This window comes from Burkholderia sp. Bp8963 (assembly GCF_003854275.1).
Classification (GTDB): Bacteria; Pseudomonadota; Gammaproteobacteria; order Burkholderiales; family Burkholderiaceae; genus Burkholderia.
Map to the genome: position 1 here is coordinate 87,665 of NZ_QTQP01000006.1, position 15,853 is coordinate 103,517.

The 15,853-nt window shown below is 65.6% G+C and carries 11 protein-coding genes, 1 tRNA gene and 1 pseudogene; 2 read left to right on the forward strand and 11 right to left on the reverse strand.

What is annotated here, in order from left to right:
• Window positions 1-52: 52 nt before the first annotated feature.
• From DID96_RS07160 to DID96_RS07190, 7 genes are all read right to left on the reverse strand, one after another.
• A complete protein-coding gene (locus tag DID96_RS07160; protein ID WP_124598669.1) occupies window positions 53-1,936 on the reverse strand; it encodes an extracellular solute-binding protein in 1,884 nt (627 codons plus the stop codon).
• A 187-nt stretch (window positions 1,937-2,123) separates the two neighbouring features.
• Entirely contained in the window at window positions 2,124-2,471 is a 348-nt protein-coding gene (locus DID96_RS07165) for a hypothetical protein (protein ID WP_124598671.1), read from the reverse strand.
• Window positions 2,472-2,769: 298 nt separating this feature from the next.
• On the reverse strand, window positions 2,770-3,102 hold the full coding sequence (gene cyoD, locus DID96_RS07170; RefSeq protein ID WP_124598673.1) for a cytochrome o ubiquinol oxidase subunit IV: 333 nt from the start codon (window positions 3,100-3,102) through the stop codon (window positions 2,770-2,772).
• Window positions 3,103-3,717 carry a cytochrome o ubiquinol oxidase subunit III gene (gene cyoC / locus DID96_RS07175; protein ID WP_124598675.1) on the reverse strand — a complete coding sequence of 205 codons (615 nt, stop codon included), beginning with the start codon at window positions 3,715-3,717 and terminating at the stop codon, window positions 3,103-3,105.
• Window positions 3,717-5,723 carry a cytochrome o ubiquinol oxidase subunit I gene (gene cyoB / locus DID96_RS07180; RefSeq protein WP_124598676.1) on the reverse strand — a complete coding sequence of 669 codons (2,007 nt, stop codon included), beginning with the start codon at window positions 5,721-5,723 and terminating at the stop codon, window positions 3,717-3,719. The genes cyoC and cyoB overlap by 1 nt, the downstream gene beginning before the upstream one ends.
• Before the next feature lie 3 nt (window positions 5,724-5,726).
• Window positions 5,727-6,614, reverse strand: a complete 888-nt coding sequence (gene cyoA, locus DID96_RS07185) for a ubiquinol oxidase subunit II (RefSeq protein WP_124598677.1) — start codon at window positions 6,612-6,614, stop codon at window positions 5,727-5,729.
• Between the two features lie 226 nt (window positions 6,615-6,840).
• Window positions 6,841-8,370 carry a NuoM family protein gene (locus DID96_RS07190; protein ID WP_124598678.1) on the reverse strand — a complete coding sequence of 510 codons (1,530 nt, stop codon included), beginning with the start codon at window positions 8,368-8,370 and terminating at the stop codon, window positions 6,841-6,843.
• A 628-nt stretch (window positions 8,371-8,998) separates the two neighbouring features.
• On the opposite strand from DID96_RS07190, the gene DID96_RS07200 reads away from it, so the two are divergent.
• Window positions 8,999-11,461 (forward strand): mechanosensitive ion channel domain-containing protein, encoded by a 2,463-nt coding sequence (locus tag DID96_RS07200; RefSeq protein WP_124598680.1) that lies wholly within the window; start codon window positions 8,999-9,001, stop codon window positions 11,459-11,461.
• 70 nt (window positions 11,462-11,531) lie between these two features.
• Here DID96_RS07200 and DID96_RS07205 read toward each other — a convergent pair.
• Both DID96_RS07205 and DID96_RS07210 read right to left on the reverse strand, forming a co-directional pair.
• Window positions 11,532-11,625: transfer RNA gene (locus tag DID96_RS07205), tRNA-Ser, on the reverse strand.
• A gap of 113 nt (window positions 11,626-11,738) precedes the next feature.
• On the reverse strand, window positions 11,739-12,989 hold the full coding sequence (locus DID96_RS07210) for an aspartate kinase (RefSeq protein WP_124598681.1): 1,251 nt from the start codon (window positions 12,987-12,989) through the stop codon (window positions 11,739-11,741).
• Here DID96_RS07210 and DID96_RS39505 point away from each other — a divergent pair.
• Window positions 12,972-13,208: pseudogene (locus DID96_RS39505) on the forward strand (hypothetical protein); the annotation flags it as partial. The gene DID96_RS07210 and the pseudogene DID96_RS39505 overlap by 18 nt on opposite strands.
• Window positions 13,209-13,373: 165 nt before the next feature.
• Here the strand turns inward: DID96_RS39505 and tilS are convergent.
• Both tilS and DID96_RS07220 read right to left on the reverse strand, forming a co-directional pair.
• Complete coding sequence (gene tilS / locus DID96_RS07215) at window positions 13,374-14,780, reverse strand: tRNA lysidine(34) synthetase TilS (RefSeq protein WP_124598682.1); 1,407 nt, start codon at window positions 14,778-14,780, stop codon at window positions 13,374-13,376.
• A 49-nt stretch (window positions 14,781-14,829) separates the two neighbouring features.
• Window positions 14,830-15,801, reverse strand: a complete 972-nt coding sequence (locus tag DID96_RS07220; RefSeq protein ID WP_006478433.1) for an acetyl-CoA carboxylase carboxyltransferase subunit alpha — start codon at window positions 15,799-15,801, stop codon at window positions 14,830-14,832.
• Between the last annotated feature and the right edge of the window lie 52 nt (window positions 15,802-15,853).

The window sequence follows — 15,853 nt, forward strand, 5'->3', positions numbered from 1 at the left end:
GATAGGCAATGGTTGGACGTAGGCCGGCCCGGCCGGCAGGCGCGCGCCGGGCTCAACTGCCCGGCTTGACCCACCAGGTCGACACGACCCAGCCCTCCGCCGAATAGTACAGCGGCAGCGTCTGCGGATACGCGAGCGTGCGCTTGTACGCGATCCGGTGCGTCGTGCTGTACCACTGCGGAATCGCGTAGTAGCCGTGCATCAGCACGCGGTCGAGCGCATGGGTCGCATCGAGCAGCTGTTCGCGGGTCTGTGCGGCGCCAAGCGCATGCAGCAGCGCATCGACGGCCGGCGACTTGAGCCCGATCACATTGTCGGAACCCTGCTCGTCCGCGAACTTGCTGCCATAGCGCGCGAACTGCTCGGCGCCCGGCACCTGCACGCCCGGATAGCGGATCGTCGTCATGTCGTAGTCGAACGCATCGAGACGCTTCTGCAGCAACGCGTAATCGGCCGTGCGGAACCGTGCATCGATGCCGAGCTTCGCGAGATTGCGCTGGTACGCGATCACGACCGGCTCGAAGGCGGAGCCCGCGTCGTCGAGGATCTCGAACGTGAACGGCTCGCCCTGCGCGTTGCGCAGCGCGCCGTCGCGATAGGTCCAGCCGGCTTCGGCGAGCAGCGCGCGCGCCTTCAGCAGGTTCGCGCGCAGCGAGTTGGGCGGATTCGTATTCGGCTGTACCACCATCGGGCCGAACACCGCCGGGTCGAGCTGCGCGCGCAGCGGCTCGAGCAGCTCGAGCTCGCCCGGGCCCGGCGTGCCGGTCGCCTGCAGGTCGGTGTCGGCAAAATAGCTGTCGAGGCGCGTGTAGCCGCTGTAGAACAGCTGCCGGTTCAGCCATTCGAAGTCGAACGCGAGATCGAGCGCCTTGCGCACCCGCACGTCGCGGAACCATGGCCGGCGCAGGTTCAGCATGAAGCCCTGCATGCCCGCGCCGTTGTGCTGACGGAACTCGCGCTTGACCAGCTCGCCGCTGTCGAAGCGTTTGCCGACGTCGCGCCGCACCCAGTTGCGAGCGATGTACTCGACGAGCACGTCGTACTCGCCGGCCTTGAATGCCTCCAGACGCGCGACGCCGTCGCCGTACAGCTTGTAGACGATGTGCTCGAAGTTGTTGGTGCCGACCCGCACCGGCAGGTCGGCGCCCCAGTACGCGGGATTGCGCCGGTACGTGATCGTGCGGCCGTTGTCGTAGTGCTCGATCAGATACGGCCCGCTGCCGATCGGCTGCTCGAACGCGAGCTGGTCGAACGGGATCCGGGTGCCGTCCGCGCGCAGCCCCCATTTATGCGAGAACACCGGCACGCCGCCCGCGATCAGCGGCAGTTCGCGGTTGTGCTGGCGAAACTCGAAGCGCACCGTCGCGGGGTCGACGATCACCGCGCGCGTGATGTCCGCGAAGTACGCGCCGAACTGCGGCGCCGCCTGCTTGCTTTTCAGCGTGTCGAACGAATACTTGACATCCGCCGCCGTCACCGGGTCGCCATTCGAGAAGCGCGCGCGCGGGTTCAGGTGGAACGTGACCGACAGCCTGTCCGGTGCGATCGCAATGTCGTCGGCCAGCAGCCCGTACGCGGAGGCCGGCTCGTCCGAGTTGCCGGTCGTCAGGCTCTCGAACAGCAGCTCGATGCCGGGCGCGATGTTGCCGCGCATCGTATACGGGTTGAACTTGTCGAACGACGTGAGCCGGCTCGGGTTTGCGAGCACGAGCGTGCCGCCCTTCGGCGCGTCCGGATTCACGTAGTCGAAATGCTTGAAGCCCGGCGGATACTTCGGCTCGCCGTACTGGGCGATCGCATGGACTGCATGCGCGGCCGTCGCGGCAAGCACGGCCTGCGTCAGCAGCACGGCTGCCACGCGGCCGGCGGCGCGCATGGCCCGTGCCGCGCCGGAACGGGCACGCGTGGCGGCTGCCCGGGGCGAACCCTTCGTCATAGAGGCCCTGTCGGTCGATTGAGGGGGGCAATGTCCGAGGATTCTACCCATTCAAAAGGCATTACAGTCGATCGCGCGGGCCCGACAGCCGCGCGACGCCGGCGAACGCAAGAAAAAAACCGCCCGTCAGGGCGGTTTCATCGACGCCATCGACGCGCGGTGCCCGCGCGATCGATGCCAGTTGCGCTCAATGCCAGCCGTTATGCCGGCCGCGATCGTGATCATGATCCCAGCGGTCGCGATCCCAGCCGCCATGATGGCGATACCAGTCGTCGCGGCCCCAGTAGCGGCGGCCATCCCAGTAGCGGTCGCCGTGCCAGCCGATCACGATCGCCGGCGCGGGCGCCACATACACGGGTGCCGGCTGGTAGACGACCGGCGGCGGAGGCGGCGGTGCATACACCGGCGCAGGCGCGACGTAGACCGGTGCCGGCACGCCGACGTTGATCCCGACATTGACACCCGCCATTGCTGCGCCCGACACGAGCAAGGCTGTGACTCCGGTCATGAGCGAGGCAACACGCAAGGTCTTCATGGATTCCTCTTCTGGTTGTTTCGTGGATGAATCGACTATAACGGCATGCGGCACTCAAGCATATTTCCACTTTGTAAGAACTGATGCGCAGGATCGCAACGCAGCCGCGCCGCTAACGTCTTGTAACATTCGGCGCCCGTCGGGGCCGCATCATGCGCGGCCGCGCACGGGTCGCCCCGTGAAACAAGACAAAACCCCTCGTTCCGAAAAACGAGGGGTTCGTCAGCAGTCTGAAGCGGCACTTGCGCGCCGCTTGTTTCGTTTGCAGCGATGCCGGGTGGTGTCCCGCGATGCCGCTTCAGCGCGACATCATGTTCATGCTGACGTTGTGCATCACCCACAGCGTGCCGATGATCAGGATCGCCGCAGTCAGCACGGTGTAGCTGAACGCCATCACGTTCCAGCGCTGCCCCGACGAGCCGTTCATGTGCAGGAAATACACGAGATGCACGACGATCTGCACGAACGCGAGCGCCGCGAGCGCGACCAGCGACGCGTGCGGCGACAGCACGCCACCCAGCACGAGCCCGAACGACGCGGCCGTGAGCACGACCGACAGGATGAACCCCGCGACATAGCCGCAGACGCTGCCGTGCCCTTCTTCAAGTTGAGACGAATGCGACTGGGCCATTTAGATCACGCTCGCAAGATAGACAAAGGAAAACACGCAGATCCACACGATGTCGAGGAAGTGCCAGAACAGGCTCAGGCACGTCAGGCGCCGGATGTCGCGATCGGTCAGCTCGGGCCGCGCGACGATCTGCGCGACCAGCACGATCATCCACACGAGGCCGGCCGTCACGTGCAGCCCGTGCGTGCCGACCAGCGTGAAGAACGACGACAGGAACGCGCTGCGCTGCGGGCCCGCGCCTTCCGCGATCAGGTGCGAGAACTCGCGCAGTTCCATCGCGAGGAACGCCGCGCCGAGCACGAACGTCACCGCGAGCCAGCCGAGCGTTGCGCCGCGCTTGCCGCGGTACGCGCCGAGCATCGCGAAGCCGTACGTGATGCTGGACAGCAGCAGCGCCGCGGTCTCGACCGCGACGCCCGGGATGTCGAACAGGTCTTTTCCGGTCGGCCCGCCCGCGAACTGGTGGCCGAGCACCGCGAACGTCGCGAACAGCGCCGCGAAGATCACGCAGTCGGTCATCAGGTACAGCCAGAAACCGAACACCGAATGCGACGGCGGATGATCGTCCGCGTGATCGTGCACGTGCAGGTTCACGTCCAGGGTTTTCTGCAACATCAGTTGGCCTCCAGTTCCACGTCGTCGACACGCGCGGCCACGCGCGTCTTGCCTTGCTTCTCTTCGATCCGCCGCACGGTTGACGCGGGGATGTAATAACCATCGTTGTCACGCGAGCTGTAGATCGCGAGCGTCGCAACGATGCCGACCAGCCCGGCGATCGCGAGCCACCAGATGTGCCACACGAGCGCGAAGCCGAGCGCGAGGCTGAAGATCCCGATCACGAGGCCTGCGCACGTATTCGACGGCATGTGGATGTCGCGCAACGTCGCCGGATTCGGCCGGCCGTCGCCGCGCGCCTTCATGTCGGCATACGCATCGAGCGAACGCACTTGCGGAATCGCCGCGAAGTTGTACGCCGGCGGCGGCGACGTCGTCGCCCATTCGAGCGTACGGCCGCCCCACGGATCGCCCGTCGAGTCGCGATACTGCGGCAGGTTGCGGTTGCGGATGCTGACCACGAGCTGCAGCAGCTGGCAGCCGATGCCGATCGCAATCAGCACCGCGCCGAACGCGGCGACGAGCAGCCACGGATGCCACGCCGGGTTGTCGTAATGGTTCAGGCGGCGCGTCATGCCCATGAAGCCGAGCACGTAGAGCGGCACGAACGCGACGTAGAAGCCGACCTGCCAGAACCAGAACGCGGCCTTGCCGAGCGTCTCGTTCAGCTTGAAGCCGAACGCCTTCGGGAACCAGTAATTGAAGCCCGCGAGATAGCCGAACAGCACGCCGCCGATGATCACGTTGTGGAAGTGCGCGATCAGGAACAGGCTGTTGTGCAGCACGAAGTCCGCGCCGGGAATCGCCATCATCACGCCGGTCATCCCGCCGAGCGTGAACGTGACCATGAAGCCGATCGTCCACAGCACCGGCGTCGTGAATTCGATCCGGCCGCGGTACATCGTAAACAGCCAGTTGAACACCTTCACGCCGGTCGGGATCGCGATGATCATCGTCATGATCCCGAAGAACGCGTTCACGTTCGCGCCCGAGCCCATCGTGAAGAAGTGATGCAGCCACACGAGGAACGACAGCACCATGATCGCGCAGGTCGCGTACACCATCGTCTTGTAGCCGAACAGCGGCTTCTTCGCGAACGTCGCAATGACTTCCGAGAAGATCCCGAACGCCGGCAGGATCAGGATGTACACCTCCGGATGCCCCCACGCCCAGATCAGGTTCAGGTACAGCATCGCGTTGCCGCCGGCTTCGTTCGTGAAGAAGTGCATGCCGAAGTAGCGGTCGAGGCCGAGCAGCGCGAGCGTCGCGGTGAGGATCGGGAACGACGCCATGATCAGCACGTTCGTGCACAGCGCGGTCCACGTGAACACCGGCATCTTCATCAGCGTCATGCCCGGCGCGCGCATCTTGATGATCGTCACGAAGAAGTTCACGCCCGTCAGCAGCGTGCCGACGCCGGAAATCTGCAGCGCCCACAGGTAGTAGTCGACGCCGACGCCCGGGCTGTACTGCAGCTCGGAGAGCGGCGGATACGCGAGCCAGCCCGTCTGCGCGAATTCGCCGATCACGAGCGAGATGTTGATCAGGATCGCGCTGACCGCCGTCATCCAGAACGACAGCGAGTTGATGAACGGGAACGCGACGTCGCGCGCGCCGATCTGCAGCGGCACGATCAGGTTCATCAGGCCGACCATGAACACCATCGCCATGAAGAAGATCATGATCACGCCATGCGCGGTGAAGATCTGGTCATAGTGATGCGGCGGCAGGAAGCCGGGCGCGTTGTACGACAGCGCGAGCTGCAGGCGCATCATGATCGCGTCGGCGAAGCCGCGCAGCAGCATGATGAATGCGACGATGATGTACATCACGCCGATCTTCTTGTGATCGACCGACGTGAGCCATTCGCTCCACAGCCATTTCCACCGGCCGGTGATCGTCAGCGCGGCGAGTATCCCCAGCACGACGAGCCCCATGAAGGCGCCCGCCCCCATGATGATGGGCTGATCGAACGGGATCGCCGAAAGTGTCAGTTTGCCGAACATGCGTTATCCCTTCGTTCCGCAGGCGGCGTCCTTCAGGTCGAGGACGTGGCCATCGTTGTATTTCGCGATGATGTTGTGGAAGAGCTTCGGATCGACCGACGAGAAGTAGCGCACGGGCGCCTTCTCGCTCGGCTGTGCGACCGTGCCGTACGCGGTCATGTCGAGCCGGTCGGACGACGCCCTCACCTTCTGCACCCACGCGTCGAACTGCTCGCGCGGCTCGGCGAGCGTGCGGAACTTCATGTCGGAGAAGCCTCGGCCGCTGAAGTTCGCGGACGTGCCCGCGTAATCGCCCGCTTCATCGGCGATCAGGTGCAGGCGCGTCTGCATGCCGGCCATCGCGTAGACCTGGCCGCCGAGCTGCGGGATGAAGAACGAGTTCATCACCGAATCCGACGTGATACGGAAGTTCACCGGCGTGCCGACCGGAATCGCAAGCTGGTTGACCGACGCGATGCCCAGCTCCGGATAGATGAACAGCCACTTCCAGTCGAGCGCGACGACTTCGACATCGATCGGCTTCACCGACGATTCGAGCGGCTTGTACGGGTCAAGCTCGTGCGTGGTCTTCCACGTGAGGACGCCGAGGAACAGGATGATCAGCGTCGGCACCGTCCAGATCACGACTTCGATCGCGGTCGAGTGCGACCACTCGGGCGCATAGGTCGCGTTGCGGTTCGACGCGCGATAGCGCCACGCGAAGTAAAGCGTGAGCAGGATCACCGGCACGACGACGATCAGCATCGCCCACGTCGACGTCGCGATCAGCGACTTCTCCGCGGCGCCAATGCTCCCTTTCGGATTTAGTACATCTAAGTTACACCCTGAAAGGCTCAATGCCGCGCCGACTGAAAGCAGCGCCGACAAGCCTCTTGAAGCTCTTCTATTCATTACACAGCCTGGTCGTCATTGAATCCGTTGCGTATGCCCGATGCACAATCGATCCACGAAAGTGCCCGAATCATACGGCGAGCGGATTGTATGAAAATCAACACTAGAGGAAAATCATCATTTCAGTTTTTACGCTGAGTCAGATTGTCGCGGGGGTGCGTCGCATGCGCGCACGCGAGCCCACCGCGCGCGGCAGCGAACAGGGAGCGAATGCGCGCGGCAACGATCAGTCGTGCGCGGACACCATGTAGGCCGGCTGCGCGGGCGCGACGCCGTCCGCTGCCGGCACCTTCGAGTGATCGGCTTCGTCGATCAGGCGCGCGACCGTCGGATCGATCGCATCGGTGAACGGCTTCGGATCGATGCCGACCATCAGCACGACGAGCGCGAGCGACGCGAACATCACGATCTCGCGGCGGCTCAGGTCGGCAAGCTGCGCGATGCGCGGGCTCGCGATCTTGCCGAACACCACGCGCTTGAGCATCCACAGCGTGTACGACGCGCTGAAGATCAGCGTCAGCGCGGCGAGCGCGCCGATCCAGAAGTTGAAGCGGATCGCGCCCATGATGACCATGAACTCGCCGACGAAGCCCGACGTGCCCGGCAGCCCGATGTTCGCCATCGAGAACAGCAGCGCGAACGTCGCGAAACGCGGCATCACGTTCGCGACACCGCCGTATTCGGCAATCGCGCGGGTTTTCGTGCGGTCGGCCAGCACGCTCACGCAGAGCAGCATCGCGCCGGCGACGAAGCCGTACGACACGAGTTGCACGATCGCGCCTTCGACACCAATCCGGTTGAACAGGAACAGGCCGAGCGTGACGAGCCCCATGTGCGCGACCGTCGAATACGCGAGCAGCTTCGCGAGATCGGTCTGCGCGAGCGCGAGCAGGCTCGCGTAGACGATCGCGAACAGCGACAGCGCGATCACCGCCGGCGCGAAGAAGTGGCTCGCGTCCGGCGTGATCGGCAGCGCGAAGCGCAGGAACCCGTAGCCGCCGAGCTTCAGCATGCCGAGCATCAGCGCGGCGCCCGTCGGGCCGTCCGAGTACACGTCGCGCAGCCACGTATGCACCGGCCACATCGGCACCTTGACCGCGAACGCCGCGAAGAAGCCGAGGAACACCAGCAGTTGCGGCGCGAAGCCGAGCTGCAGCGTGCGCCAGGCCGTCATGTCGAACGTATGCGATTGCGCGTACAGGTACAGCATCGCCATCAGCAGCAGCAGCGAGCCCGCGAGCGAGATGAAGAAGAACTTCACCGCCGCATACACGCGTTGCTCGCGGCCCCAGGTGCCGATCAGTAGGTAGAGCGGAATCAGCGTCGCCTCGAAGAAGATGAAGAACAGCAGGCCGTCCTGCGCTGCGAACACGCCGACCATCAGTCCCGACAGGATCAGGAACGACGCGAGGTATTGCGCGACGCGCACCGTGATCGACTCCCACGACGCGATCACGATCACGAGCGTGGTGAACGCGGTCAGCACGACGAGCCACAGCGACGCGCCGTCGATGCCGAGGCGCCAGCCCGAATCGAATGCGGCGAGCCAGTTGCGGTGCTCGACGAATTGCAGCGCGGCCGAATGGGTATCGAAGCCCGTGACGAGCGGCACGACGGCCGCGAACCCTGCGAGCGCGCCGGCGAGCGCGATCAGCCGCGTGCGGCGTGGATGGCGGTCGGAACCGGCGCGCAACAGGCACACGCCGAACAGGATCGGAACCCAGATCGCCAGGCTCAGATAGGGGAAATCATGCATGTCAGTCAAACCTTGAGAGGGTCGTGCGCTGGATCGGGGGCAGGCGCGACGAAAGGAACGAAATGGAATCGACAGGTAGATTTCGTGGATCGCCGGCGTCGGGCAAATGTAAAGCGGCATCAAGCGGTAACTTGACGCCGCGCAAATGCTGCCGGGTTAACGAGCATAAGGCGGTTGATTATTTTTTGCAGCGCAGCAAATGCGTTTTTTCGCGAATCAGCAACATGCACATGATTTTTATGTGTAATTTTGCGTCATGAACAGGTGCGATCTCGATCGATTATCGATGCAACGCCGCATTTTTGACTCGACCGGCCGGTGTCGCTCATGCGACGACATCGCTTGTCAGTCGCCACATCGCAGCTGATGATGGCTGGCAATGCTTACAGAATTCCTTACGATTAAATATCAGTCATGCTTTCCACGTCACTGGCTGGCAGGCAAATCGCGTCGATTGGTGAACGCCGCGCCTGCCCCCTTCCATCCGGTTGCCCCGCTACAGCAACCCACATCGCTTGCGCGCAAATCCGCGCACACGGAACTATTCGGCTCCGGCAGCGATCATGTTAACTACCACCACCGCAGTCCTCGACGGGCCACCGCCCTGGCGCGCGCCCGCATGTCACCCATGCGACACCTCCTGCTCGGCTCGCTGCTCGCCCTATTCGTCATCACCGCCGATGCGGCTCCCCCTTCACCGGCTGGCGCGTCGGCCGCTTCCGGCGCCGTGCCTGCGCTGACGCCGCAGCAGGCGCAACAGGCGCTCGCCGTGCTCGAGAATCCGCACGAGCGTGCGCAGGTCGAAACGACCTTGCGCGCGATCGCCGCCGCGGGCGCGCTGAGCACGCCCACGTTAGCCGCGAATTCGGCGGTGCCGGCGAGCGCCGCATCTACGGCCGCATCAACGGCTGCGATGCCGCCTGCGCTCACGTCGAACGGCCTTGCGTCGATGCTCGTTCGTCAGGGCTCGCGCTGGGCAACGGAAATCGGCAGCGCGCTGAGTGAGTCGCTGCAATCGCTGCACGACGTCGGCTCGGTCGGCACCTGGTGGCGCAACACGCTGGTCCGCGCGGACGAACGTGCCGATCTCGCGCACGCACTGTCGATCATCGTCGCCGTGCTGCTGCCCGCGCTCGTCGTCGAATGGCTCGCGAGGCGGCTGCTGCGACGCACGCTGACCGCGCTGGCCGCGCGTCGCGCGGGCATGTCGCGCCGCAACGCATCTGGCCCGCAAGCGTCCGACGACGATCCGGATACGGCCGATGCAACAGATGCAGCCGATGCGGCCAACGCGGCGCAGCCGCCGGATTCCCCCGATGCGACACGGGCATCGTTGCGGGGACGCGGCCACGCGCAGCTTCATCGCACGCTGCTGTACCGGATGCCGCGCGCAATCGCCAGCCTGCTGCTGCGTGCGGTGCCGCTGCTCGTGTTCGTCGGCGCCGCGAGCCTGACCACGTCGCTCCTCGCCGCCAACGGCACGCCGGCCGAGACCGCGCTCGAATCGCTGATCGACATCTACGTGATCTGCCGCCTGATCGCGATCGTGAGCCAGCTGTTCTTCCAGCCGGACGCGCCGCAATTGCGCCTGCTGCATATCGGCGACCGGTGGGCGGGCTTCGCGCAGCACTCGATCGGCCGCATCGTGCTCGTCGTCGGTGGCTGCACGGCCGTCATCGAGATCGCCGCGAACTTCGGCCTCAGTGAAGCGGGCCACGTCGCGCTGCTGAAGACCGTCGCGCTCGTCGGCCATGTGATGGTGTCGGTGCTGATCCTCCAATGCAGCCGCCCCGTCGCCGCGCGGATCCGTGCGCTCGGCGCGGGCCGGCCGTCGTTCGCGGTCGCCGGCAATGCGCTCGCGGACGCATGGGCGCCCGCGGCGGTCTTCGTCGTGATGGCGCTGTGGTTCGTGTGGGCGCTCGACGTCCACCACGGCTACCGCGTGCTGATCACGCTCGGCGGCCGCTCGATCGCCGCGATGGTCGGCATGCGTATCGTGTCGATCGTCGTGTTCGGCGCGCTCGCGCGCGTGTTCGAGCGCGAAGACGACCACACGCTCGTCCATCGCCACGCGTACCGCTACTACCCGCTGCTGCGGCAACTGGTGTCGGCCTTCATCGGCATCGTGACGATCGTGCTGCTGCTGCGGATCTGGGGCGTACCGGTGTTCCGCGCGTTCGAGTCCGGTACGATCGGGCACCGTCTCGCGTCGGCGCTCGCGACGATCGCGATTGCCGCCGTCATCGCGCTCGTCGCGTGGGAAGCCGCGAACATCGCGATCGAACGGCGCCTCCAGCAGTGGACCCGCGACGGCAACCTGATGCGCGCGGCGCGGCTGCGCACGCTGCTGCCGATGATCCGTTCGCTGCTGTTCGTGCTCATCGCGCTCGTCGTCGTGCTGACGGGCCTGAGCGAGCTCGGCGTGAACGTCGGCCCGCTGCTCGCGGGCGCCAGCATCTTCGGCGTTGCGCTCGGCTTCGGCTCGCAGAAGCTCGTGCAGGACTTCATCACCGGCATCTTCCTGCTGATGGAGAACGCGATGCAGGTGGGCGACTGGGTCACGCTCGCCGGCGTATCGGGCACGGTCGAGTACCTGTCGATCCGCACGGTGCGACTGCGTGCCGGCGACGGCTCGCTGCACACGGTCCCGTTCAGCTCGGTGACGACCGTCAACAACACGAATCGCGGGCTCGGCAACGCGGCCGTCAAGGTCAGCGTCGCGTACGGCGAGGACATCGATCGCGCGATCGCGACACTGAAGGAAATCGGCGCTGCGTTACGCGACGATCCGAAGTACCGCGACGACATCCTGTCGGATTTCAGCTATTGGGGCGTCGACCAGGTCGACGGCGCGGCGATCGCGCTGAGCGGGCAGATGCAGTGCAAGGACACGACGCGCTGGGGCGTGCAGCGCGAATTCAACCGGCGGATCGCCGATACGTTCCGCGCACGCGGGATCCGGATCGCGAATCCGCAACGCAGCCTGGTCGCGCGCGAGGAGGATGCGTCGGGGGATGACGACAGCGACGGCGCACGCAACACGGCGAACGCGCCGACGAGGCCCGGCACGCGCCCGCCCAGGCCCAATTGACGAACGGGACGAACCGGAAAAAGAAAAGCCCCGCAAGTCCTGGAACTTGCGGGGCTTGTTCCGCCATTTCTGGCGGAGACGGAGGGATTCGAACCCTCGATCCAGGTTTTGGCCCAGATGCTCCCTTAGCAGGGGAGTGCCTTCGACCTCTCGGCCACGTCTCCCAAACTTTCGCTCGCACCAGGGAGGCAGTGCGACGAGAACGAAATAATATAGGGTTTCAAACCGCGCGTCAATTTCCGTGATGCATTTTCTTCGATGCATCACGAAAATTTCATTACGCCTGGTCGAGTTCGAATGCCTTGTGCAGCGCGCGGACGGCCAGTTCCATGTACTTTTCGTCGATCAGCACCGAAATCTTGATTTCGGACGTCGAGATCATCTGGATGTTGATGCCCTCTTCCGACAGCGTACGGAACATCTTGCTCGCGACACCGACGTGCGAACGCATGCCGACGCCGACGACCGACACCTTCGACACCTTCGGGTCGCCCTGCACCTGCTCGGCGTTCACGTGGCCCTTGACCTGGTTGGTCAGGATGTCCATCGCGCGCTGGTAGTCACCGCGGCCGACCGTGAACGTGAAGTCCGTCTTGCCTTGCACGCTCTGGTTCTGGATGATCATGTCGACGTCGATGTTCGCGTCGGCGACCGGGCCGAGGATCTGATACGCGATGCCCGGCTTGTCGGGCACGCCCATCACCGCAATGCGTGCTTCGTCGCGCTGGAACGCGATGCCGGAAATGACTGCCTTTTCCATGGTCTCGTCTTCTTCAAAAGTAATCAGGGTGCCCGAGCGCATTTCTTCGTCGAGCGCAATCAGCGGATCGGTCAGGCTCGACAGCACACGCGTCTTCACCTGGTATTTCCCGGCGAATTCGACCGAGCGGATCTGCAGGACCTTCGAGCCGAGGCTCGCCATCTCCAGCATCTCCTCGAACGTCACGCGATCGAGGCGGCGCGCCTCTTCGACCACGCGCGGATCGGTCGTGTAGACGCCGTCGACGTCCGTATAGATCAGGCACTCTTCGGCATCCAGCGCAGCCGCGACCGCCACCGCCGACGTGTCCGAGCCGCCGCGGCCGAGCGTCGTGATGTGGCCGTCCGGATCGACGCCCTGGAAGCCTGTGATGATCACGACCTTGCCGCCGTTCAGATCGGCCTTCACGCGCTCGTCGTCGATCGAGTGGATGCGCGCTTTCGTGAAGGCGCTGTCGGTCTTGATCGGCACTTGCCAGCCGGCGTAGCTCACGGCCTCGACACCGATTTCCTGCAGCGCGATCGACAGCAGGCCGACGCTGACCTGCTCGCCGGTCGACGCGATCATGTCGAGCTCACGCGGGCTCGGCTGGCTCGAAATCTCTTTCGCGAGACCGAGCAGACGGTTGGTTTCGCCGGACATCGCGGACGGCACGACCACCATCTGGTGCCCGGCCTGATGCCATTTTGCGACGCGTTTCGCGACGTTCTTGATGCGCTCGACCGAGCCCATCGAAGTGCCGCCGTATTTATGTACGATGAGTGCCATTGTCGTTCTGAACTGGAGGAGAGACCGCACGGGAGCGCTGGGCAGACCGCGTTGCCGTTCAGTCACGCGGCTTGTGGCTGTGGACGGACGACGAGGAGAGCGGCTGGGACGCAGCACGCAGACGTGACGGATTTGCCCGGAAGGCGGATCAGCCCGCGCAAACCGGGTACGTCACGCGGAAAACCTGCACAAAAAGCTCAAAAATCGAGCCGAGCAAACGACCGAGCGTACCCGATCAACGCCCGGTTGACAAGCCGCATGCCGCGCCGGCACGCGTTCCGGCGCTGTTTACCAAATGGTGAAAATGAGCGCGGCGTCGTTGCACGCGCGTTGTGCCGGAGTTGCGCTCGGGTTGCGCTCGGGTTGCGCATGATTCCGCCCGAATTACGCGATCAGCAGGTCCGGGCGCCATTCGATCCGGCGCCATGCGCCGATGCCGGGCGCACCGTCGTCGCGATTGACGCCGAGCCGCGGCACGAACAGCAGGCGCTCGCCCGCGAACAGCAGCGGCACGTCGCGCTGCCACGCCGGCACGCCGCGCTCCTGGAACAGGTTCTTCAGCGTGCGGCCGGGCCCGCCCGGCGCCGTGCGCATCCGTTCTCCGCCCGCGCGGGCGCGCGCGATCAGCGGCGCGGCGCGCAGCGCCGCCTCGGGCACCGCGTCCGCATCGCCCGCCGCGGCCGGCGCGAACACGAACGAGCCGCGCCACCCCGGCAGGTGCCAGACTTCCTGGCCGTCCCATGTACAGGTGCTGTCGGGGCGCGGCGCCCCACTGCCGTCGTCGGCCGGATCGGCACTGTCGCCGGCTTCCCAGGAAACGACATCGCGATAGAGCCGCAGGCACTGACCCGCGTGATCGACACGCAGCGCATGCGCGTCGTGCGCGGCGCGAAGCTGCCGCATCATGTTCGCGAGCCGCGCGGCCGACGCGCCCGGCAGGCCGAGCGAGCGCATCCAGAAACGCAGCAGGTTCGCGCCGCGTGCGTCGTCGAGCGCGACGAGCGCGGCGCGCGACAGCGCGCGTCCTTCGTCGCGGGCGGCGCCAGCGAAATCCAGCTCGGCGAGATCGTCGAGCAGCCGCTGCGCTGCCGCCGCATGTTGCGCGGCACGGCCGAGCGCATCACGAAACCCGGGGAAATGCACGGCCAGCGCGGGCAATACGTCGAGCCGCAGCGCATTGCGCGCGAATCGGGTGTCGAGGTTCGATTCGTCGTCGATCCATGCAAGGCCACGCTCCGCCGCGTAGCGCTCGAGCTGCGCGCGCAGCAGCCGCAGCAGCGGGCGCACGCGTTCGACCTGCGCCGCCGCCGGACGATAACGCGGCGCCATCGCCGCGATCCCGGCAATACCGGCGCCGCGCAGCAACTGCAACAGCACCGTTTCAGCCTGGTCGTCGGCATGCTGCGCGAGCCACAGCACGGCCGCGCCGTGCCGCTCGCACATCGCGTCGAGCGCCGCATAGCGGCTTTCGCGCGCGCTCGCCTCGAGGCCTGCGCCACTGTCACGCGGCACGTCGACGCACATCGAATCGAATGCGACGCCGAGCCTTGCCGCGGTCGCCTCGGCTTGCGCGGCCCATGCGTCGGCGTTCGCGCTCAGCCCATGGTGCACGTGCAATGCAATGCAGCGCGACGCGCCGGCGACGCGCACGGCCGCATCGAGCAGCACCGACGAGTCGAGGCCGCCGCTGTACGCGATCGCGATGCGCGCGCCGGCCGGCACGTCGGCAAGCGCAACGCCGACCGCGTCGAGGACGACACGGTCGGCGGAGAATTCGCTCGGGGGAATCACGATGTGACGGCGCGCCGTGCGGCCCGCGTCGATGAACGCACGCCGCGCATCATGCGCCCGGCGTGGTTTCCTTGAACTTGCCGTAGGCCATCAGGCGCTCGAAGCGGCGCTCGCGCAACGCATCGATGCTCATGCCCTGGAACTGGCGCAGCGAATCGGCGAGCGCACGGCGCAGCAACGCGGCCATGCCCTTCGGATCGCGGTGCGCGCCGCCGAGCGGCTCGTTGATGATCTTGTCGATCAGGCCGAGCGCCTTCAGGCGGTGCGCGGTCAGGCCTAGCGCCTCGGCCGCCTCGGGCGCCTTCGCGGCGCTCTTCCACAGGATCGATGCGCAACCTTCCGGCGAGATCACCGAATAGGTCGAGAACTGCAGCATCATCACGGTATCGGCGACCGCGATCGCGAGCGCGCCGCCCGAACCGCCCTCGCCGATCACCGTCGTGATGATCGGCGTCTTCAACTCGGCCATCACGTACAGGTTGCGGCCGATCGCCTCCGACTGGCCGCGCTCTTCCGCGCCGATGCCCGGATACGCGCCCGGCGTATCGACGAACGTGAAGATCGGCAGCCCGAACTTCTCGGCGAGTCGCATCAGGCGCTCGGCCTTGCGATAGCCTTCCGGACGCGGCATCCCGAAGTTGCGCGCCGCGCGCTCCTTCGTGTCGCGGCCCTTCTGGTGGCCAATCACCATGCACGGATGGCCGCCGAAGCGCGCGAGCCCGCCGACGATCGACAGGTCGTCCGCGAACGCGCGGTCGCCGTGCAGTTCGTGGAAATCGGTAAACAGTTCCGCGACGTAGTCGAGCGTGTAAGGACGCTGCGGATGCCGCGCGATCTGCGACACCTGCCACGGCGACAGGTTTGCGTACAGGTCCTTCGTCAGTTGCTGGCTCTTCTTCGACAGACGCTCGATTTCTTCCGAAATATCGACAGCCGAGTCGTCCTGCACGAATCGCAGCTCTTCGATCTTGGCCTCGAGTTCGGCGATCGGCTGTTCGAAATCCAGAAACGTGGTCTTCATGTGTTCGAATCCTTGGGTCTTGCGGCAGCGCGTATTCTACCCGCGCGGGCGA